Here is a 20,975-nt window from a genome sequence, read left to right on the forward strand (position 1 = left end):
GCGCGCGTCCGGTGTGCAGCGTACTCCAATTGTTGCGGAACGGAAATGTCTGCTTGCCGGCACGGCGGGCGGAGGAAGGAACAACTGCCGGGGAGGGAACCGCTGAGAAGATGGTGTTCCGGCGGCCGGCCCGGCGCCAGCGCCGGGACCAGCGGAGGTGTTCAAGCCAGCGGCAGCACCAGGATGCCCGACGCGGCCGGCCGCGCGCGCATCTTCGCCAGCCAGCGCTCCAGTTCGGGACGCGGCTCGCGCTGGATCGGCATGCCCATCCAGCGATGCGCGGCGCAGGCCAGCGAGATGTCCGCCATGCTGAAGCGGTCGTCGCAGATGAATTCGCGACCGGTCAGCGCCTTGTCCAGCAGGGCGGCCAGCGGCTCGGCCCGCGCGATCGAGCGGGCGACCGCGTCGGCGTCGCGATGCGCCGCCGGCGTGCGCACGGTCTGCACGAAGGCGTCGACCATGGCCGGCGTGAAGGCGGTGTTCTGCCAGTCCATCCAGCGGTCGGCGGAGGCGCGGGTGCGCACGTCCTCCGGCCACAGCGAGCCTTCGCCATACTGCGCGCACAGGTAGCGCACGATCGCATTCGACTCCCACAGCACGAACGGCTCGCCGCCGATATCGGTGCCGCGGAAGTCCTCGATCACCGGGATCAGCCGGTTCGGATTCAGGCGGACGTAGGCCTCGGTATCCAGGTCGCCGCGCGTGACGCCGATATCGATCCGCTCGTGATCGAGATGCAGTTCGCGCGCGCACCAGACGACCTTCTGGACGTTGATCGAAGAGAGACGGCCCCAGATGCGCAACATATTGGTCTTCCTTGTTCTGGTCGGTGCCGTGGCCAGTCCGCGCCGGATCAGGCGGCCTTCGCGTGGCCTGCCTGCGCCGCGATGGCCTCGGCGAACAGCTTGCCGAGGATCGCCACGCCTTGCTCGATGCGCTCGGGCGGCACCGTGACGAAGGCGAGACGCAGCGTATTCTGCCGCGGATTGGTGGCGAAGAACGGGGCGCCGGGCACATAGGCGACGTTGCGTTTGACCGCCTCCTGCAGGATCGCCATGCTGTCCAGCCCTTCGGGCAGCGACATCCAGATGAACATGCCGCCCTCGGGCTGGTTCCATTTGACGCCGGCCGGCATATGGCGCGCCAGCGCGTCCAGCATGTAGCGGCACTGGTTGCCGTAGAGCTCGCGGATGGTCGGGATATGCGTATCGAGCAGGCCGTCGCGGATCGTCTCGTAGGCGACGCGCTGCGTGAAGCTCGGCGTATGCAGGTCCGAGGCCTGCTTGGCCTGGCACAGCTTGAAATGCAGGTCGGGCGGGGCGATCACGTAGCCCAGCCGCAGGCCGGGCGCGAGCACCTTCGAGAACGAGCCCATGTAGATCACGCCGTCCGGGTTCATCGACAGCAGCGTGGGCAGCTGGTTGCCGGTGTAGCTCAGTTCGCCGTAGGGATCGTCCTCGATCAGCAGCACGTTCAGTTCGCGCGCGCGCTGCACCAGCGCCTGGCGGCGCTCCAGCGGCATGCGGCGGCCGGTCGGGTTCTGGAAGTTCGGCAGCGCGTACAGGAAGCGCGCGCCTGCGGTCAGCTCGGCGGTCAGCGCCTCGGGCTGCAGGCCCTGGTCGTCGCTCGGCAGCGAGACGAACTCGGGCTCGAACAGCGAGAAGGCCTGCAGCGCGCCGAGGTAGCTGGGCGTCTCGACCAGCACCGGGCTGCCCGGATCGATCAGCACCTTGGCCAGCAGGTCCAGCGCCTGCTGCGAGCCGGTGGTGATCAGCACGCGCTCGACATCGACGCCATGGCGGCGCGCGATGAATTCGCGCAGCGGCAGGTAGCCCTCGGTGGCGGTGTACTGCAGCGCGGCGTGCGGATTGTCGGCGAATACACGGGCCACCGCCTGTTCCATCGCGGCGACCGGGAAGGTCGCGGGCGACGGCAAGCCGCCGGCGAACGAAATGACTTCCGGACGCTCGGTGACCTTGAGGATTTCGCGGATGGCCGAGCTGGTCAGTTGTTGCGCCCGGCGGGAGATGGCCCAATGCATGATGGTCTCTTGGTGTGGTTCTCGCGCGGCGGCGCCGCGCGATGTCGGTCAAATCGGTGCGGCGATGCGCGCTGCGCGCACGCCTGAAAAGTTGGGGCTGGCTTTATTGGACCTCGACGATCATCTCGATCTCGACGCAGGCGCCCAGCGGAATCTGCGCGACGCCGAACGCGCTGCGGGCATGCTTGCCCTTGTCGCCGAACACTTCGGCCAGCAGCTCGGAGCAGCCGTTGGTGACCAGGTGCTGCTCGGTGAAGTCCGGCGTCGAATTGACCAGGCTCATCACCTTGACGATGCGCGTCACGCGGTTCAGGTCGCCGACGTGCGCGTGCAGCGTCGCCAGCAGGTCGATCGCGATCGCGCGCGCCGCCGCCTTGCCCTCTTCGGTGCCCAGCTGGTCGCCGAGCTTGCCGACCCACGGCTTGCCGTCCTTGCGGGCGATATGGCCCGACAGGAAGACCGTGTTGCCGGTCTGCGCGGCCATCACGTAGGCGGCGGCGGGGGCGCCGGCGGTCGGCAGTTCGATGCCCAGGCGGGCGAGGGTGTCATAGACGGACATGCAGACTCCTGTTGTGCGAGAGGTCGTGAGGGTTCAGCGGGATCGTGCGGGCGGCAGGCCCGCGGACGCAGCGGACGGGCCCGACGTGGCGGACCCGGGCGCGGCACGCACCGCGGTCCGGCGCCCCAGCGCCACCACCGCGATCACCGCGACGGCGAAACCGATGGTCGGCGCGTCGAGCGGCTCGGCCAGCAGCCAGGCGCCGCCGGCCAGCGTCATGAACGGCTGCAGCAATTGTATCTGGCCGACGCGGGCCACGCCCCCTTTCGCCAGTCCGGCGTACCAGAAGACGAAGCCGATGAACATCGAAAAGAGGGAGACGTAGGCCATGCCGAGCCATGCGTGCGCCGACGCGGCGGCGATCTGCGGCAGGGTCTGCGCGGCCATCCAGGCGACCGTCGGCAGCACCACCGGCAGCGACACGACCAGCGCCCAGCTGATGGTCTCGAGCCCGCCCAGCTCGCGCGACAGCTTGCCGCCCTCGGCATAGCCGAGCGCCCCCAGCACCATCGCGGCGAACAGCAGCCAGTCGGCGTGCTGCAGCGCGCCGGCGCCTTGCCACAGCGCGAAGCCGACCACTAGCGCGCTGCCGGCCAGCGCCGCTGCCCAGAAGGCCACCGACGGCCGCTCGCGGCCGAACCAGGCGGCGAACACCGCGGTGGCCAGCGGCAGCAGCCCGATCACGATCGCGCCGTGGCTGGCCGGCACCTCGCGCATCGCCAGCGACGAGAACAGCGGAAAGCCGATCACCACGCCGAGCGCGGTCACGGCCAGCCGGAACCATTGGCCGCCGCGCGGACGGCGCGCCGCGGACAGCGCGCCGCGCTGCCACAGCAACGCCAGCGCGAGCAGCGTCGCCACCAGCGCGCGGGCCAGCGCGACGAAGGTGGCGTCGAGCTCGGCCACCGCCATGCGCGTGAACGGCAGCGTCTGGCTGAAGATCGCCACGCCGATGAAGCCGAGCAGCATGCCGCCGCTTGGGGCCTCGGCCGGCATGGCCGCGCGCGAGGGACGGGGCGCGGCGGTGTCGCGTTGCGTCATGGCAGGGTCCTGGTGGCGTGCTTGCGGGTGGTCTTGCAGGCGTTCATGCGGGGCTGTTCTGGTGGGGACTGGTCTTCGGTGGCGTTCTTGAGCGACTGTTCTTGTGCGGCTGTGCTTGTGCGGCTGTGCTTGTGCGCTGTTCTTGCGGCGGCTTTTGCGTTCGCTACGGCATCGCCGGCCGCCCGGCGAAGGCGATCCACAGCGCGGTCGCGGCCAGCGCCAGCCCCATCGCGCGATTGAACCAGCGGATGCGCTGGCCCACCTGCAGCCACTGGCGCAGCGACGCGCCCATCGCGCCATAGGCGCCATTGCTGAGAAAGCCGAACACGCCGAACACCGCGCACACCAGCAGGCCCCGCTGCAGCGGAGACTCGGCCCCGGACATGTACGAGGCGGCGATCGCCAGCGCGAGCATCCAGGCCTTGATGTTGGCGTACTGCAGCGCCACCGACTGCCAGACCGACAGCGGCGCCAGCACCTGCCGGTCGCTGAGCGCGGCGCTGCGGCCGATTTTCGCGGCCAGCCACAGCAGGTAGGCGACGCCCGCCAGATGGACGATCGTGGCGAGTACCGGGCTGGCGACGATCAGCGCGCCGACCCCTGCCGCGCACAGCGCCAGGATGCTGGCGAAGCCGAGCGCGACGCCGATGCAGTGCGGCAGCGTCGCGCGCAGGCCGAAGTTGGCGCCGGTTACCGCGGCGATGGTGGTGTTGGGGCCGGGCGTGAACAGGCCGACCGTCATCAGCGACAGCAGCGCGGCAAACTGCGTGACGGACAGGCCGGCGAGCCAGGCGGGCAGGGCCGCATCGATCGGCATCGGACTCATGCCGCGGCGCGCGCCGGGCCGGCGTCGGCAATCGTGGCCTGGCCGGCCGCTTCGGCGAAGTTCACCACCACGCGCCGGTTGGTGCGGCTCTTTTTCTCGATCTTGGTCACCACCACCGGGCCGATCTCGCCGACCGCGGCGACATGGGTGCCGCCGCAGGGCTGGCGGTCGATGCCGGGGATCTCGATGATGCGGATCTGGCTGGTGCCCGCCGGCGGCGCCGCGCCGATGGTGCGCACCAGGTCCGGCTCGGCCGCCAGTTGCTCCGGCGTGATGCGGTCGATGCGCACCGGCGTATCGGCGGCGATCAGCGCATTGAGGCGTTCGGTCAGATCGGCCTTGTCCAGCGTCGATTCGGGCAGGTCGAAGTCGATCCGCGCGGTGTCCGGGTTGATGTTGCAGCCGGTGACCGGCACCGGGATCAGCGAGCCGAGCAGATGCAGGCAGGTGTGCAGGCGCATCAGCCGATGGCGGCGCGCCCAGTCGATCGCCACGGTGACGCGGTCGCCCGGGGCCAGCGCGGGCAGCGCCTGGTCGGGCGCGGGCACGTGCAGGATCGCGCTGCGGTCGGCCGCGTAAAGGGTCTCGGCCAGCGCGATCGTGCTGCCGTCGGCCAGCGTCAGGGCCCCGGTGTCGCCGGCCTGGCCGCCGCTGCGCGCGTAGCAGACCGTTTCGTCGAGCACGATGCCTTCGGGCAGTACCGCCAGCACGGTGGCGCTGCAGCGGTCGAGATAGGCGTCCTCGTCGAAGCGCTTGCGCGTCGGCGGCAACAGGGTGTCGGACATCGGGAGTCTCCTTTGTTCTGCGGGGAAATCGCGGATATCGGCGGATACCGCGGGATATCAGCGGTATCGCGAGTATCGCTGGTATCGGCCTGGGTATCGCTATTGGGTCGGCGGTGCCTCTGGGCCTGTACCGGTGCGGCCGCCTGTCCCGGCACGGCGGTGCCGCCCGGACAGCCTGGCGCCGGCCCTCAGGTGATGCCCGGCAGGCTTTCAACGTGGGTCGATGTTAGACAAGGTTGTCGGTACAGTACCGATACAGTTATTCTGCTGATCCTCAGTACAGTTTTCGGGGGGCCGTCCATGGAAACAGGAAATCATGCCGGAACGCCGCACGGCGACAGCGAGCCAGCGCCGCCGGCGGGGCACGCGTTCGGCGAAGCGAAGGCCGAGGCCGCCGGCCGGCCCGCGCGCGCCGGCAATCGCCGTCCGCTGCGGCTGGTGTTGCCGTCGGCCCCCACGGCATCCGGCGAGCTGTCGGCCGCCGGCAGCCTGCCCGACCCGGTGCCGTCGGCGCAGATGACGCTGGTCGGGCAACTGACCGAATGGGCGCGGATGCGGATCGAGGAGCGGGTGTTCCGCCCCGGCATGCGCATGCCGTCGATCCGGCAACTCGCGCAGGACAAGGGCATCTCGCGCTTTACCGTGGTCGAGGCCTACGACCGGCTGGTCGCGCTGGGCTACCTCGAATCGCGGCGGGGCTCGGGCTTCTTCGTGCGCGAGCGCGGGCCGGGCATCGGTCCGGGCCTGGGCGCGGGCTTGCCCAGTGAGGCCGCGCCGCCGGCGCCGCATGGGTCGCGCAATATCGACGTGCCCTGGCTGCTGCGCAACATGTTCCACCGGGCCGAGCCGCGCAAGGCGCCGGGGCTGGGCTTCCTGCCCAACGACTGGCTCGACGGCGAGCTGATCGGCAGCGCGCTGCGCGGCCTGGCGCGCCAGCCGGGCAGCCATTTCCTCGCCAGCGGCACGCCCGAGGGCTTCCTGCCGCTGCGCCAGCAGCTGCGCACGCGGCTGGCCGAACTGGAGATCGGCGCCGCGCCCGAGCAGATCCTGCTGACCTCGGGCATCACGCAGGCGCTGGACCTGATCGCGCGCCTGTATGTCCGGCCCGGCGATCCGGTGCTGGTCGGCGATCCGGCCTGGTTCGTGATGTTCGCCCGCTTCGCCGCCCAGGGCGCGCAGGTGATCGGCGTGCCGTACACGGCGGAGGGCCCGGACCTCGAAGCGCTGGAGCGCATCGTGCAGGCCCACCGTCCCAGGCTGCTGATCCTCAATTCGGTGTTGCACAACCCGACCGGCACCTCGCTGTCGGCCGCCAAGGCCTTCCAGCTGCTGCGGCTGGCCGAGCAGTACGACTTCCTGGTGGTCGAGGACGACATCTACTGCGACCTGTGCCCGCCCGGCCATCCGGCCACGCGGCTGGCGAGCCTGGACCAGCTCAAGCGCGTGGTCTACCTCGGCAGCTTCTCCAAGACGCTGGCGGCCAATCTGCGGGTCGGCTTCGTCGCGGCCCGTCCCGAACTGGTGCAGAGCCTGACCGACGCCAAGCTGCTGGCGGGGCTCGCCACGCCGGAGATCAACGAGCGCGTGCTGTACAAGGTGCTGACCGAGGGGCACTACCGCAAGCACGTCGAGCGCGTGCGCAACCGGCTCGAGCGGGCGCGCGACGAGACCCGGCACGCGCTGGAGAAGCTTGGTCTGACGCTGTTTCCCGGCCAGCATGCCGGCATGTACCTGTGGGCCGATACCGGGCGCGATACCAATGCGATCGCCACCGCCGGGCACGAGGAGGGCTACCTGTTCGCGCCCGGCAGCCTGTTCTCGCCGTCGCAGCTGCCGTCGGGCTGGATGCGCTTCAACGTCGCCTGCGGCCACGATCCGCAGATGCTGGACTTCCTGGCGCGCCAGCTGGACCGGTTGTAGCCGGGGCCGGGGCCGTGCCGCGTCCCCCTGGCCGTGGCGGGGCCCTACCCTTGGCTTGGGGGGGGCACCGAGCCGCCCCCGGCCGCGCCGCGGCCACCACCGAGCCGCCCCCGCCGTGCCGCGGCCACCACTTGAAAAACCGCCGGGGCGTCCCTATCTGGCCGCCACCGGCGCGGCCATGCCGGCCCTGGCCCAGCGTCATGCCAGGCCCGCCGCGGCGACGCGAATTGCACGATGGCGCTGCCGCCTTGCGCGGCGGCGGCGCCCGGATCCATTCACGAGGAGAACCATGAACGCCACGCACGAGACGATGAGCTTCCAGGCGGAAGTCAAGCAGCTGCTGCATCTGATGATCCACAGCCTGTACAGCAACAAGGAGATCTTCCTGCGCGAGCTGATCTCGAACGCCTCGGATGCCACCGACAAGCTGCGCTTCGAGGCGATCGCCAATCCCGCGCTGCTGGAGAACGACGCCGACCTGGCGATCCGCATCGAGACCGACAGCAAGGCCCGCACCATCACGATCACCGACAACGGCATCGGCATGAGCCGCGACGAGGCGATTCGCAACCTGGGCACGATCGCGCGTTCCGGCACCAAGGAATTCTTCGAGCAGCTGTCGGGCGACCAGCAGAAGGACGCCGCGCTGATCGGCCAGTTCGGCGTCGGTTTCTACTCGGCCTTCATCGTCGCCGACCGCGTCACCGTCGAGACCCGCCGCGCCGGCGTGCCCGCCTCGGAGGCGGTGCGCTGGGAGAGCGGCGGCGACGGCGAGTTCACCGTCGATGCGATCGAGCGCGCCGAGCGCGGCACCGCCATCACGCTGCATCTGCGCGAGGGCGAGGACGACTTCCTGTCGGCGTGGAAGCTCAAGGACATCATCCGCAAGTACTCCGACCATATCTCGCTGCCGATCCGCATGCCCAAGGAGGTCTGGGACGCCGACACCAGCGCGTACAAGCGCACCGACGAGTGGGAGAGCGTCAACCAGGCCAGCGCGCTGTGGACCCGCGCCAAGAGCGACATCACCGACGAGCAGTACGTCGCCTTCTACCAGCACATCGCGCACGACCACGAGAAGCCGTTGGCGTGGACGCACAACCGCGTCGAAGGCCGCAACGAATACACGCAGCTGCTGTACATCCCGGCGCGCGCGCCGTTCGATCTGTGGGACCGCAACCACCGCGGCGGCCTGAAGCTGTACGTCAAGCGCGTCTTCATCATGGACGACGCCGAGCAGCTGCTGCCGAACTACCTGCGCTTCGTCAAGGGCGTGATCGATTCGTCCGACCTGCCGCTGAACGTCTCGCGCGAGCTGCTGCAGGAAAGCCGCGACGTCAAGGCGATCCGCGAGGGCAGCACCAAGCGCGTGCTGTCGATGCTCGAGGCGATGGCCGACAGCGAGGAGCAGGCCGAGCGCGACAAGTACGCGAGCTTCTGGCAGCAGTTCGGCCAGGTGCTCAAGGAAGGCCTGGGCGAGGACACGGCCAACCAGCAGCGGCTGGCCAAGCTGCTGCGCTTTGCCTCCACGCACCAGGACTCGGCCGAGCAGACCGTGTCGTTGACCGACTACGTCGGTCGCATGAAGGAAGGCCAGGACAAGATCTACTACGTGACCGCCGACACGTGGAATGCCGCCAAGGCGAGCCCGCATCTGGAAGTGTTCCGCAAGAAGGGCATCGAGGTCCTGCTGCTGACGGACCGCGTCGACGAATGGATGTTGTCCTTCCTGAACGAGTTCGACGGCAAGGAGCTGGTATCGGTCGCGCGCGGCGGCCTGGACCTGGGCGCGCTGGCCGACGAAGAGGAAAAGGCCGAGCAGCAGAAGGCGGAGGACGAATGGAAGGACGTGCTGACGCGCGCGAAGGAGGTGCTGGCCGACAAGGCCAAGGACGTGCGCGTGACGCTGCGCCTGACCGACTCGGCCTCGTGCCTGGTGTCGGACGAGGGCGAGATCAGCGGCTATCTGCAGCGGCTGCTGAAGCAGGCCGGCCAGAAGGCGCCGCAGACCAAGCCGATCCTGGAACTGAATCCGTCGCATGCGCTGGTCGGCAAGCTGCGCCAGCTCGCAGGGGCCGACGCCCAGGCCGATGGCGATGCCGATGCGTTCGCCGACCGCGTGCACGTGCTGTTCGACCAGGCGCTGCTGGCCGAGGGCGGCATGCTGGAGGATCCGGCGGCCTACGTGCAGCGGATCAACAAGCTGCTGGCCTGATGCCGGCCCGGCGTGGGGCGCCACGGGCGGCGCGACCGGAGGGGGCAGCGGGGGGCATTACCCGGTGCAACGCCCGTTGCAACACCGGAGGTACCGGCGGACCTGCAGCAAGGTCTGCCGCCGGTGATCGACCGCCATACCCGTGTGCTGATCCTCGGCAGCTTCCCGGGCGCCGCCTCGCTGGCGGCGCGCCAGTACTACGCGCATCCGCGCAACCAGTTCTGGCCGCTGCTGGGCGCGCTGCTCGGCGAGCCGCTGCCCGAGCTGCCCTATGCGGAACGGCTGACGCGCGTGCTGGCGCATCGCGTCGGCATCTGGGACGTGCTGGGCGCCTGCGTGCGCCCCGGCAGCCTCGATTCCAATATCCGCCATCCGCAGGCCAACGATTTCGAGCGCCTGCGGCAGCTCGCACCGGCGCTGCGCCGCGTCGGTTTCAACGGCGGCACCTCGGGCCGCTTCGCGCCGCAATTCGCCGCGGCCGGCTACGAGACCGTGGTGCTGCCCTCGTCGAGCCCCGCCCATGCCGCGCGCAGCTTCGAGCAGAAGCTGGAGCTGTGGCGCGCGCTTCTGTCACAATCGCGGCCGTGATTTGACGCGGACCGCCCGTCGGACTCCTTGGACGCCTTGGAACCGGGCAGTCTTTCCGTAGCCTGCCGCATTGCTGACTGATGACCCTGTTGAAACGAAAATCGATCGAAGCCGTGGCTTCCCGCCGCCCCGCGCGAGGCGAACGCGAGCGCGCCGCGCGCCGCCACGATCGCGACACCGCCTCCGATCTCGGTGCGGCGGAGGATCGCCGCGACGAAAAACGGATGACGCCGCGTTTTGCGCCGGTGACCTTCTCCGAATGGAATGGCGTGCGCTATCTGCATTTCGGTACCGAGTGGGTGCAGGGCGCGATGCGGCTGCGCAAGCCCGACGCGATCGAGCTCGAATACGCGCAGCAGATGATGGCCTGGCTGCTGTTCCTGTCGCCGTCGCAGCGCGACTTCCATATCGCGCAGCTTGGGCTGGGCGCGGCCTCGCTGACCAAGTTCTGCCATCGGCATTTCGCCAAGGCTCGCGTGACCGCGGTCGAACTGAACCCGGCGGTGATCGTCGCCGGCCGCAGCATGTTCGGCCTGCGCGATGACGATGCGCGGCTGAGCGTGCGCGAGCAGGACGCCTGGGACTATGTGATGGACCCCGCCAGCACTAGCGCGCACGACGTGCTGCAGGTCGATCTGTACGACGCCACCGCGCGCGGTCCGGTGCTCGACACCACGGCCTTCTACAAGGCCTGCCGGCGCGTGCTAAAGGCCCCCGGCGTGATGACGATCAACCTGTTCGGCGACCACGACAGCTTCCCGAAGAACATCGTGCGGATCTGCGAGGCGTTCGACGACCGCGTGCTGGTGTTCCCCGAGGTGCACGACGGCAACGTGATCGCGCTTGCCTTCAACGGGCCGGCGATCGATATCGACTGGGAGACCCTGGACCAGGCGCGCGCGTGGTGCAGGAAGCGACCGGGCTGCCGGCGCGGCAGTGGGTCAAGGGCTTGCGCCGCGCGAATGCGCGGCAGGAAGAGCGGCTGCGGATTTAAGCCGCGGCCCTCTCCCCCGGCCCCTCTCCCGCGCGCGGGAGAGGGGCGCCTCTCGCCGGATTTCTGCTCAGGGGTTCTCCCTCTCCCGATCAGGGGGGGAGAGGGGCGGGAGAGTCGGGGGAGAGCGAGGTGGTTCCTCCCGCCCGCCGTTATTCCTTGTGGAAGAACTGCGCCAGCGACCATTCGTCGGTGCGGGCTTCGTAGCGTACGCCCTTGCGCATCGCCCACATCGCCAGCTGGCTGTGCGACGGAATGATGGCGTGGTCGGCCAGTGCGAACCTGGCCGCGCTGCGCGCGTTCTCCTCGCGCGCCTTGTCGCCGCTGATCGTGGTCAACGAGGTCTCGATCAGCTTGTCCAGCTGCGGATTGCTGTAGCGCCCCCAGTTCCACGTGCCGTAGCCCGTCTTGGGATCGGGCGTGCCCGTGATCGAGCGCAGCGCGACGTCGGCCGCAGCCGAGCCCCAGCCCAGCATCTGGAAGGAAAAATCGCCCTGGCGCGCGCGCGTGAAGTACGCCGCCACCGGCATCGTCTCGACCTTGGTCTGGATGCCGATGCGCGTCAGCATGCTGGCGGTGGCCTGCGCCACCGCGGCATCGTTCAGATAGCGGTTGTTGGTCGCATGCAGCGTCAGGCCGAAGCCGTTCGGGTAGCCCGCCTGCGCCAGCAACTGCCTGGCGCGCTGCGGATCGTAGGCGTCCGGCTTGGTGCCCGGATGGCCGAAGATCTGCGGCGAGACGATCGACGAGGCCGGCACCGCCAGGCCTTCCATGATGCGCGAGACGATCGCGTCGCGGTTCAGCGCATGGCTGATCGCGGCGCGCACGCGCGCGTCCTTGAACGGGTTCTTGCCGAGCGGCTTGCCGGCGCGGTCGGTCACATAGGGCGGATCGTCGCGCCACTGGTCCATCTGCCAGAAGATCGTGCGCCACGAGACCTGCTGCTCGATGCGAAAGCGCGCGTCCTTCTTCAGCTTGGCCACGTCGGCCGACGGCACGCTCTCGATCACGTCGACATCGCCGGCGAGCAGCGCCGAGGTGCGCGCGCCGCTGTCGGTGATGATGCGGAATACCGCGCGGTCCCACTGGGGCTTCGGGCCCCAGTAGTCCGGATTGCGCTCCATCACGATCTCGCTGCCGCGCGCGAAGCGGACGAACTTGAACGGCCCCGTGCCGATCATCGCCTTGCCGCTGTCGAAGTCGGTCTGGTTCAGCGTGGCCGCGATGCGCTTGGGCATGATCGGCACGCTGTTCAGGTCGTTGGCGAGGTTGGCGTAGTTGCGCACGTTCATGGTCAGCCGCACCGTCAGCGGGTCCGGCGTGTCGATGCGCGCGATCGGCTTGGTGTAGCTGGTGAACGAACCGGGCGCGTTGGTCAGCTTCTCGGGGCGCTGCAGCGACGCCTTGACGTCCTCGCTGGTGAAGGGCGAGCCGTCGTGCCATTTGACGTTGGGACGCAGCTTGATTTCCCAGGTGGTGGGGTCGATCGGCTTCCACGACAGCGCCAGGCCCGGGATATAGCGGGCGTTCTTGTCCATGAACACCAGCGATTCGAAGATATGCAGCGCGATCGCGTTGTTGGGCCCGGCATTGTTCCAGTGCGGGTCCATCGACGTGACGTCGGCCGCCAGGCCGATGCGCAGGTCCTCGGCCTGGGCGGAGCCCGCGGGCAGCAGCGTGAAGGCCGCGCTGGCGCCCAGCGTGGCCAGCAGCGCGGCGCTGGTGCGCAGCCAGCCGCGGCGCGAGGGCAGGGCGGGGGACGTCTGGCGGGACTTGAGAAGGGGGCGTTGGCGGTGCGGCATCGTTCGTTGGCTCCTGGTACGGGCCTGCGCGGCGGAGGGCCTTGCCGGTCCTGGGCATCGACGCATCGGCGCATCGACGGGGCGGCGGCCACGCCGGGCAGGCGGGTTCGCGGATGGCTTCGTGCGCATTGTGCCGATAAATCGCGGCCGGCGTGCGATGCGTGCGTCATATGCTTATGGCCATTGGAGGCGCCGGGGGCGCGTAGGCACGGCGCGCCCGAACCGACGCGCGTCCCACCGAAGCCCCTCCACCGAAGCACCGAAGCACCGAAGCACGTCCACCAACGAGCGCCCGTCGGAGCCCGCCCGGTAGAATCGCGCCCATGTTCGCCAACTCCCGCCCGATCGCATCGGCCCAGACCGATGCCCACCAGCAGCTCGCCACCCGCGTCGCCCGCCATCTCGCCGAACCGTTCCGCAAGCCGATCGGCGAGGTCAGCCGGCGCGCGCTCGACGCGGCGCTCGCCAGCTGGCAGGGCGCCGGCGGCGCGCCGCTGATCCTCGATGCCGGCTGCGGCGTCGGCGAAAGCACGCTGCGGCTGGCGCAGGCCTTTCCGGACCATTTCGTCATCGGCGTGGACCAGTCCGCGAAGCGGGCTGACCGCCGGCAAGGATTGGTGGCAGGGCGCGCTGCCGGAGAACTTCGTCTGGGCGCGCGCCGATCTGGTCGACGTCTGGCGCCTGCTGCAGCGCGACCGCATCGCGGTGGCGCGCCACTACGTGCTGTACCCCAATCCCTGGCCGAAGATCGGGCATCTCGGGCGGCGCTGGCACGGCCATGCGGTGTTTCCCACGCTGGCCGCCTGCGGAGACTATCTGGAGTGCCGCAGCAACTGGCCGGTGTATATCGACGAATTCGCGCAGGCGCTGGCGCTGGTGGGCCGGCCCGCCCGTACCGAACCCTGGCATCCGGAGCAGCCGATGACGCCGTTCGAGCGCAAGTACCAGGCCTCGGGCCATCCGCTGTGGCGCTGCGTCAGCGGGGGGCCGGCGCCGCAATGACGACGGCCCGCGCCCCAATCCCCGCTCCAATCCCCGCTCCAATCACAACGGCCACCGCTCCAATGACAACGGCCCGCTGGGTGGCGGGCCGTTGACGGGTTCCGGGGACGCTTCGCGCGGTTCAGTGGAACAGCGGCTGCTGCGTCGGCGCGTCCTCGGGCAGCTCGGCGTGCACGATCTCGCCGGAGCGGTCGGCGTACAGCGGCGTGCCGCAGTCCTCGCAGTACTCGGGATCGAACAGCGAGGCGTGGCGGAAGATGTCGTCGACGCCGGCGTTGCGCAGTTCCTCGCAGATCTGCTCGAGCGGATTGCCTTGCCCGCTGTCGTCGATCTCGCCCGACTCGCGGCCGTAGACCGGCCAGACGATGCCGTAGATCACGTCCTTCTCGCCGCGCATCGTGAAGGCGACGCGGTATTCCTCGACCTCGTCCTCGCCGAAGGCCGCGGTGACGGCCGCCAGCTGGCCGGCGGTGATATCGAGCGTGCCGCACAGGTAGTTGACCGCCGCGCGCACCGTCAGCGGACGGATGCTCTTGTCCGACTCGCGGCACGACAGGAAGAAGGCGTCGGGCAGCAGCAGTTCGAATTCGCAGCCCGGCAGCAGCAGCGCCAGCGAGGGCTGGACCTGGGTGCGCCATTGCTCCAGGCACACCGAGCGCTCGGCGTGGTGCTCCTTCGATTCCTCCTGCCAGCGGAACAGCGGCTGCTCGTGCTGGGCGACCACCACCGCCAGCAGATAGCGCGGATCGGCCAGGATCGGCGCGGTCTCGGGCAGGTCGCGCAGGTCGACCTTGGGCGCGACGCCGCCCAGCGCGGCCGAGATCAGCTTGTGGGTCAGCGCGAAGGTGTCGCTATGGGTGCGCGGCAGCTGGTCGATGCTGTACAGATACGGCGACAGCGCCATGCGGGCATTCGAGGCCACCACATGGGCCTGCAGATGCACAGCGAGCGTCTGCGCCTGCTCGGGCTTGAGCGCGCCCGACGGAATCGCGTAGCGGGTGTGGGCCAGGATCGGCGCCGCGATCAGCAGCGCGTCGTAGCGCACGCCATCGATCTCGACCGTGGCCGACTCGGCCAGCGTCTCGGCCTGCTCGGCCAGGACGTCGGAGGCGTCGACGTTGTGCTTGAACAGATGCTCGAGCGCGGCGTCCAGCGCCGACTGGCTGCCGTTTTTCAGCAGCCGGCCCAGGCGTTGCGATAGGCGCCGTTCCCAATACGCGTCCTCCATGCGGCTACCCGACGCATCGAGTGCGAGCGCGTCGGCGACGAGACGCTCGGCGTCCGGCGACAGTCGTTGAGAGGCCTTGGGGCGAAAACCTGCCATATGCTGAGTTCATCCGTTTTTCGGTAAAACGGTATTCTACTCGTTGCGTTGACACCGCCCAGCCAACACATGGGCAAACCCTGATGGATGTGCCATGCGCCGCATCGTCGGGGTGTCGGCATCGCCCGCATGGCGTGTGCACCCGCAAGCGATTCGGCAGGGATCTGCCGGACCGGCGCGGTGCTGCCGGGCGACGCATCGGAACGGTGTCCGCCTTGCCACCAGCCCGTCAGGGCTGCCCGGTCACTTCTGGGTCTTGGCCTCGCCCGAGGCCGGGGCGTGCGTCTCGGTGCCGTGTTGCTCGCCACCCATCGAGACGTCGCCGCCTCCCTGCATCAGCAGCATCAGGGCGGCGCCGGCGATGACGATAAAGGCGATCAGGATCTTGGCCATGCTTGTCTCCGAGGTCTCGTTGGCGGCCGCCGGGGAGGGGCCGCGCTGTTCTATCGATGAGACCGAGTGTGGCAGCGCAGGCTTGCGTGGAACTTACATGCGGCCATGAAGCAGCCATGAAGCAGCCATGAAGCAGCCATGAAGCAGCCATGAAGCAGCGATGACGGAGCCATGACAAGGCGATGACCGCGCCATCGCCCCGAGCGGCGAATGCCACCGGGGGCCATGGCGCGGCCTTCATGGCGCGTCGTTTTACGCCACCAGCAACTGCCGCAGCACGAAAGGCAGGATGCCGCCGTGGTTGAAGTAGTCGACCTCGATCGGCGTGTCGATGCGCAGCAGCAGCGGCACGCGCTGGGTCTGGCCGCCATCGCGGTGGATCACCAGCGTGACGTCCTGTTGCGGCCGCAGCTCGCCCTCGATGCCTTCGATGTCGAAGGTCTCGGTGCCGGTCAGGCCCAGCGACTGCGCGCTGTCCTCGCCCTTGAACTGCAGCGGCAGCACGCCCATGCCGACCAGGTTCGAACGGTGGATCCGCTCGAAGCTGCGCGCGATCACCGCCTTGACCCCCCAGCAGCTGCGTGCCCTTGGCGGCCCAGTCGCGCGACGAGCCGGTGCCGTATTCCTCGCCGCCGAACACCACCGTCGGCGTGCCCTCGGCGATGTACCGCATCGCCGCGTCGTAGATCGACAGCTGCTCGCCGGACGGCTGGAACAGCGTGTAGCCGCCCTCGACGCGGGTGCCGTCTTCCCGCGGCGGGATCATCAGGTTCTTGATGCGCACGTTGGCGAAGGTGCCGCGCATCATCACCTCATGGTTGCCGCGGCGCGAGCCGTAGCTGTTGAAGTCGGCCTTCAGCACGCCGTTCTCGAGCAGGTACTTGCCGGCCGGCGAGGTGTCCTTGATCGAGCCCGCGGGCGAGATGTGGTCGGTGGTCACCGAGTCGCCGAAGATGCCGAGCGCGCGGGCGCCGCGGATGCTGCGCGCGCCGCTGTCGGGCTCCATCGTGAAGTTCTCGAAGAAGGGAGGCTGCGCGATATAGGTCGACTTGGGCCAGTCGTAGACCTGGCCCGAGGTGCCCTTGATCTTGCCCCACAGCGTGCTCGGCTTCTTGACCTTCTCGTAGTTGTCCTTGAAGGTCTCCTCGTCCATCGCGAAGCGCATCAGCGCATTGACCTCGTCCGAGGTCGGCCAGATGTCGCCGATATAGATGTCGCGGCCGTTCTTGCCCTTGCCCAGCGGCTCGGTCATCAGGTCGCACAGGATGTTGCCGGCGATCGCGTAGGCCACCACCAGCGGCGGCGAGGCCAGGAAGTTGGCGCGGATGTTCGGATGGATGCGCGCCTCGAAGTTGCGGTTGCCGGACAGCACCGCGGCGGCCACCAGGTCGTTCTGCACGATGGCCTCGTTCAGCGACGGCGTCAGGTCGCCGGCGTTGCCGATGCAGGTGGTGCAGCCGTAGGCGGTGACGCCGAAGCCGAGCTTCTCCAGATACGGCAGCAGGCCCGCGGCCTTCAGGTATTCGGTCACCACGCGGCTGCCGGGAGCGAGCGAGGTCTTGATGTGCGGCGCCACGTGCAGGCCCGCCTGCACCGCCTTCTTGGCCAGCAGGCCGGCGGCCAGCATCACGCTCGGGTTGGAGGTGTTGGTGCACGAGGTGATCGCCGCGATCAGCACGTCGCCGTTGCGCACCGGGATGCCGTCCGAGGTCTTGTAGACGCGCTCCAGGTCCTCCGGGTCCTTGCTGAAGCCGTTCTCGGCGACCGGCTTGCTGAACAGGTCGGCGAAGGTCTGCTTGACGTTGCCGATCTCGATCCGGTCCTGCGGACGCTTCGGGCCCGCCAGCGACGGCGCCACCGTCGACAGGTCCAGCGTCAGCACCTTGGTGTAGTCGATCTCGCCGGCGCGCGGCACGCCGAACAGTTCCTGGGCGCGGAAATACGCCTCGAACGCGGCGATCTCGTCGGGCGTGCGGCCGGTGCCGCGGAAGTATTCGATGGTCTTCTCGTCGACCGGGAAGAAACCCATGGTCGCGCCGTACTCCGGCGACATGTTGCCGATGGTGGCGCGGTCCGGCACCGACAGGCTGGCGGTGCCTTCGCCGAAGAACTCGACGAACTTGCCGACCACCTTCTCGCGGCGCAGCATTTCGGTGATCGTCAGCACCAGGTCGGTGGCGGTGACGCCCTCGCGCAGCCGGCCCTGCAGCTCCACGCCGACCACGTCCGGCGTCAGGAAGTAGACCGGCTGGCCCAGCATGCCGGCCTCGGCCTCGATGCCGCCAACGCCCCAGCCGACCACGCCGATGCCGTTGATCATGGTCGTGTGCGAGTCGGTGCCGACCAGCGTGTCGGGGTAGTAGATGCCGTCCTTGCGGTGCACGCCGCGCGCCAGGTATTCGAGGTTGACCTGGTGCACGATGCCGAAGCCGGGCTGCACCACGCCGAACGTGTCGAACGCCTGCATGCCCCACTTCATGAACTGGTAGCGCTCGTTGTTGCGCTGGAATTCGAGCTGCATGTTCAGGTCCAGCGCCTTCTTCTCGCGGAAGTGGTCGACCTGCACCGAGTGGTCGACGACCAGGTCGACCGGAACCAGCGGCTCGATCTTCTTCGGGTTCTGGCCCATCTTCTCGGCGACGTTGCGCATCGCGGCCAGGTCGGCCAGCAGCGGCACGCCGGTGAAGTCCTGCAGCACCACGCGGGCGACCACGAAGGGAATCTCGTCGACACGCGCGCCGGTCGGGTCCCAGTTGGCCAACTGGCGCACGTGCTCCTCGGTCACCTTCTTGCCGTCGCAGTTGCGCAGCACCGATTCGAGCACCAGGCGGATCGACACCGGCAGGCGCTCGATGGCGACGCCCAGGGCCTTGCCCAGCTGCGGCAGCGAGTAGAACTGTCCCTTCGCGGAAGGGCCGATCTGGAATTCTTTGAGCGTGTCGTTCAAGTTGTGGGGCATTGCCTGACTCCAATCGAAGAGGTGCTATTTGCGGGACTTCGTGCGGACGTTGTGCGAACTGCGCTGCGCATCGACATGACGTGGCGGGCGGCGACTGCGGCGCCGGCGTGACGGCATCAGCATTACTTTATGCGTCACGTTCGGCCCGGGCAACCGGCACGCCACTTCGGCCTCGCGCGTCCTATACCAGTAAAAGAGCGGAACAAATCACATCTTGGGATGATGACCCGAAGCGCCGGAGCGGCATCCAACGATGCCGAGGCGACGCTATATGACATACAAATCGACGTACTCGTGCACCGGCATCGCTTCCAGCGCCGCCTGGTCCAGCGACACGTCCAGGATCGCCTGCTGCTGTTTCGGCGGAAAGCGGCGCGCCAGGTTGGTGCGGAATTTCTCGACCAGCAGCGGGATGCCGTCGTCGCGCCGGCGCCGGTGCCCGATCGGGAATTCGACCGCCACCTCGGGCAGCACCGTGCCGTCGGCCAGCTCCACCGTCAGCGCGTTGGCGATCGAGCGCTTGTCCGGATCGTGATAGTCGGCGGTGAAGCCGGCATCCTCGACGCAGACGATCTTTTCCCGCAGCGCGTCGATGCGCGGATCGGCGGCGACGCTGTCCTCGTAATCCTCGGCGGTCAGCCGGCCGAACAGCAGCGGCACCGCCACCATGTACTGGATGCAGTGGTCGCGGTCGGCCGGATTGGCCAGCGGCCCCTTCTTGTCGATGATGCGCAGGCACGCTTCGTGGGTGCGGATGGTCACGCGGCGGATTTCCGCCGCGCTGCGACCCATCCCGTTCAGCAGCCCGTGCAGTGTCATCGCGGCTTCGACCGCGGTCTGCGCGTGGAATTCGGCCGGGAACGAGATCTTGAACAGCACGTTCTCCATCACGTAGCTGCCGTACGGGCGCTGGAAGCGGAACGGCTTGCCGTCGAACAGCACGTCGTAGAAGCCCCAGGTCTTGGCCGTCAGCACCGAGGGATACCCCATCTCGCCGGTCCTGGCGATCAGCGCCAGCCGCACCGCGCGGCTGGTGGCGTCGCCGGCGGCCCAGCTCTTGCGGCTGCCGGTATTCGGCGCATGCCGATAGGTGCGCAGGCTCTGGCCGTCGACCCAGGCCAGCGACAGCGCATTGACGATCTCGTCGCGCGACAGGCCCAGCATCTGCGCGACCACGGCGGTGGAGGCCACCTTGACCAGCACCACGTGGTCCAGCCCCACCTTGTTGAACGAATTCTCCAGCGCGATGCAGCCCTGGATCTCGTGGGCCTTGATCATCGCGGTCAGCACGTCCTTCATCGTCAGCGGCTTCCTGCCGCCCGCCACGCGCTGGCGCGACAGCCAGTCTGCGGTGGCCAGGATGCCGCCCAGGTTGTCGGACGGATGGCCCCATTCGGCCGCCAGCCACGTGTCGTTGAAGTCCAGCCAGCGGATCATCGTGCCGATGTTGAAGGCGGCCTGTACGGGGTCGAGCTGGAATTGGGTGCCGGGGACCCGGGCGCCGTGCGGCACGACGGTGCCGGGGACGATGGGGCCGAGCAGCTTGGTGCAGGCGGGGTAGGACAGCGCCTCGAGGCCGCAGCCGAGCGTGTCGATCAGGCAGTTGCGGGCGGTGTCGTAGGCGAGGGCGCTCTTGACCTGGTACCGGGCCACATAGTCGGCGATGTCGACCAGTACCTGGTCCGGCTCGGGCCGGACGTTCGGATGGAGATTCGGAATGGCTGCGGACACGACACTTCCCCCTCGGTGTGGTGCTGCGTGGCCCCGCGCGGCACGCGGGCGCGGGGGCCGGGTGCCGCGTCTTACTGGCGCGGCGCCGCTTGCTGCTCGGTGGCGCCGGCGGCCGGGGCGGCGGCAGACGGCGCGGCGGGCTGGCCGTCCTGGGCCGGCGTGGCCGGCGCAGCGGACGTCGGCGGCGCGACCAGCAGCGGCGTGGTCACCGGGGCGCGCAGCGCGCCGGACTGGGTCGGCGCGGCGGCGCCGGCCAGCATCGCGGTGGTCTGGCATTCGTCCGCCAGGCGCTGGCCGTGGTTGCGGTTGAACAGCATGGCCTTGCTCGGGATCACCACCAGGTCCAGGCCCGATTGCGGGTCGAAATAGCGGTCGGCGCCGGTCACCGTGGCCTGGCGCGGCAGGCGGTGGTTACGGCCGTCCCAGTGCACGGTGATCACTTCGTCGCGCAGCATGTTGCCGGCGACGTACAGCGACTTGCCCAGTTCGCACTGCCACTTCTCGCCTTCCGGCACCACCGGGGCGGCGGCCGCCGTCTTGGTCGTGCCTTTCTTGCTGCTGGCCTTGGCCTTGGGTTTGGCGGCGCTCTTCTTGGCCGTGCTGGCCTTCTTGGCGGTTTCCTGGGCGATGGCGGCGCTTCCGGCCGACAGCGTGAAGGCGCCGAGGCAGGCGGCGAGCAGGAGGTGTTTCATCGGATACTTCCTCGAGATGATGGGTGGATGCGGAAATTGCAGGTCTGAATCTGAAATCGGATCTGGATCTGCGGATTCTGCGCTGTCGCGCTTATTGGTCTTGGAT

The 20,975-nt window shown here is 69.0% G+C and carries 13 protein-coding genes and 3 pseudogenes; 5 read left to right on the plus strand and 11 right to left on the minus strand.

Annotated elements, in window-relative coordinates; all coding sequences use genetic code 11:
- Positions 1 to 161: 161 nt before the first annotated feature.
- From OJJOAM_RS14185 to OJJOAM_RS14210, 6 genes are all read right to left on the minus strand, one after another.
- Positions 162 to 806: a glutathione S-transferase family protein gene (locus tag OJJOAM_RS14185; RefSeq protein WP_422648325.1), complete on the minus strand. Its 645-nt coding sequence runs from the start codon at positions 804 to 806 to the stop codon at positions 162 to 164.
- Positions 807 to 853: 47 nt separating this feature from the next.
- Entirely contained in the window at positions 854 to 2,041 is a 1,188-nt protein-coding gene (locus tag OJJOAM_RS14190) for a PLP-dependent aminotransferase family protein (protein ID WP_422648326.1), read from the minus strand.
- Between the two features lie 103 nt (positions 2,042 to 2,144).
- Positions 2,145 to 2,600, minus strand: a complete 456-nt coding sequence (locus OJJOAM_RS14195; protein ID WP_149316979.1) for a RidA family protein — start codon at positions 2,598 to 2,600, stop codon at positions 2,145 to 2,147.
- Between the two features lie 33 nt (positions 2,601 to 2,633).
- Positions 2,634 to 3,596, minus strand: coding sequence for a DMT family transporter (locus OJJOAM_RS14200; protein ID WP_422649600.1), 963 nt, complete (start codon positions 3,594 to 3,596; stop codon positions 2,634 to 2,636).
- A 208-nt stretch (positions 3,597 to 3,804) separates the two neighbouring features.
- On the minus strand, positions 3,805 to 4,458 hold the full coding sequence (locus tag OJJOAM_RS14205; RefSeq protein WP_187829123.1) for a LysE family translocator: 654 nt from the start codon (positions 4,456 to 4,458) through the stop codon (positions 3,805 to 3,807).
- 5 nt (positions 4,459 to 4,463) lie between these two features.
- On the minus strand, positions 4,464 to 5,237 hold the full coding sequence (locus OJJOAM_RS14210) for an alanyl-tRNA editing protein (protein WP_422649601.1): 774 nt from the start codon (positions 5,235 to 5,237) through the stop codon (positions 4,464 to 4,466).
- Between the two features lie 315 nt (positions 5,238 to 5,552).
- Between OJJOAM_RS14210 and OJJOAM_RS14215 the strand changes: the two genes are divergently transcribed.
- From OJJOAM_RS14215 to OJJOAM_RS14230, 4 genes and pseudogenes are all read left to right on the plus strand, one after another.
- Entirely contained in the window at positions 5,553 to 7,172 is a 1,620-nt protein-coding gene (locus OJJOAM_RS14215) for a PLP-dependent aminotransferase family protein (protein ID WP_422648327.1), read from the plus strand.
- A gap of 289 nt (positions 7,173 to 7,461) precedes the next feature.
- The gene (gene htpG, locus OJJOAM_RS14220) at positions 7,462 to 9,387 is read left to right on the plus strand and encodes a molecular chaperone HtpG (RefSeq protein WP_422648328.1); all 1,926 of its coding nucleotides are present in this window, start codon (positions 7,462 to 7,464) and stop codon (positions 9,385 to 9,387) included.
- A 123-nt stretch (positions 9,388 to 9,510) separates the two neighbouring features.
- Complete coding sequence (locus OJJOAM_RS14225) at positions 9,511 to 9,975, plus strand: DNA-deoxyinosine glycosylase (RefSeq protein ID WP_422648329.1); 465 nt, start codon at positions 9,511 to 9,513, stop codon at positions 9,973 to 9,975.
- 80 nt (positions 9,976 to 10,055) lie between these two features.
- Positions 10,056 to 10,969, plus strand: a pseudogene (locus OJJOAM_RS14230) (spermidine synthase).
- Positions 10,970 to 11,118: 149 nt separating this feature from the next.
- On the opposite strand, the gene OJJOAM_RS14235 reads toward OJJOAM_RS14230, so the two are convergent.
- Positions 11,119 to 12,768, minus strand: a complete 1,650-nt coding sequence (locus OJJOAM_RS14235) for an ABC transporter substrate-binding protein (protein ID WP_422648330.1) — start codon at positions 12,766 to 12,768, stop codon at positions 11,119 to 11,121.
- A gap of 323 nt (positions 12,769 to 13,091) precedes the next feature.
- Here OJJOAM_RS14235 and trmB point away from each other — a divergent pair.
- Positions 13,092 to 13,770, plus strand: a pseudogene (gene trmB, locus OJJOAM_RS14240) (tRNA (guanine(46)-N(7))-methyltransferase TrmB).
- Between the two features lie 121 nt (positions 13,771 to 13,891).
- Here the strand turns inward: trmB and OJJOAM_RS14245 are convergent.
- The 4 genes and pseudogenes from OJJOAM_RS14245 to OJJOAM_RS14260 form a co-directional block, all read right to left on the minus strand.
- Positions 13,892 to 15,094 carry a DUF2863 family protein gene (locus OJJOAM_RS14245; RefSeq protein WP_422648331.1) on the minus strand — a complete coding sequence of 401 codons (1,203 nt, stop codon included), beginning with the start codon at positions 15,092 to 15,094 and terminating at the stop codon, positions 13,892 to 13,894.
- 645 nt (positions 15,095 to 15,739) lie between these two features.
- Positions 15,740 to 18,446 (minus strand): annotated as a pseudogene (gene acnA, locus OJJOAM_RS14250) (aconitate hydratase AcnA).
- 267 nt (positions 18,447 to 18,713) lie between these two features.
- Entirely contained in the window at positions 18,714 to 20,165 is a 1,452-nt protein-coding gene (locus tag OJJOAM_RS14255) for a bifunctional 2-methylcitrate dehydratase/aconitate hydratase (RefSeq protein ID WP_422649602.1), read from the minus strand.
- Positions 20,166 to 20,248: 83 nt separating this feature from the next.
- The gene (locus OJJOAM_RS14260; RefSeq protein WP_422648332.1) at positions 20,249 to 20,869 is read right to left on the minus strand and encodes a hypothetical protein; all 621 of its coding nucleotides are present in this window, start codon (positions 20,867 to 20,869) and stop codon (positions 20,249 to 20,251) included.
- Positions 20,870 to 20,975: the final 106 nt, after the last annotated feature.

It is taken from the genome of Cupriavidus sp. H18C1, assembly GCF_049311595.1.
In the GTDB taxonomy this organism is placed as follows: domain Bacteria; phylum Pseudomonadota; class Gammaproteobacteria; order Burkholderiales; family Burkholderiaceae; genus Cupriavidus; species Cupriavidus cauae.

Bases quoted from the DNA above. Each gene is read 5' to 3' on its own strand.
- OJJOAM_RS14260 (WP_422648332.1), bottom strand. From the start codon at position 20,869: ATGAAACACCTCCTGCTCGCCGCCTGCCTCGGCGCCTTCACGCTGTCG.
- OJJOAM_RS14215 (WP_422648327.1), top strand. From the start codon at position 5,553: ATGGAAACAGGAAATCATGCCGGAACGCCGCACGGCGACAGCGAGCCA.
- OJJOAM_RS14190 (WP_422648326.1), bottom strand. From the start codon at position 2,041: ATGCATTGGGCCATCTCCCGCCGGGCGCAACAACTGACCAGCTCGGCC.
- OJJOAM_RS14245 (WP_422648331.1), bottom strand. From the start codon at position 15,094: ATGGCAGGTTTTCGCCCCAAGGCCTCTCAACGACTGTCGCCGGACGCC.
- OJJOAM_RS14185 (WP_422648325.1), bottom strand. From the start codon at position 806: ATGTTGCGCATCTGGGGCCGTCTCTCTTCGATCAACGTCCAGAAGGTC.
- htpG (WP_422648328.1), top strand. From the start codon at position 7,462: ATGAACGCCACGCACGAGACGATGAGCTTCCAGGCGGAAGTCAAGCAG.
- OJJOAM_RS14205 (WP_187829123.1), bottom strand. From the start codon at position 4,458: ATGCCGATCGATGCGGCCCTGCCCGCCTGGCTCGCCGGCCTGTCCGTC.
- OJJOAM_RS14235 (WP_422648330.1), bottom strand. From the start codon at position 12,768: ATGCCGCACCGCCAACGCCCCCTTCTCAAGTCCCGCCAGACGTCCCCC.
- OJJOAM_RS14200 (WP_422649600.1), bottom strand. From the start codon at position 3,596: ATGCCGGCCGAGGCCCCAAGCGGCGGCATGCTGCTCGGCTTCATCGGC.
- OJJOAM_RS14195 (WP_149316979.1), bottom strand. From the start codon at position 2,600: ATGTCCGTCTATGACACCCTCGCCCGCCTGGGCATCGAACTGCCGACC.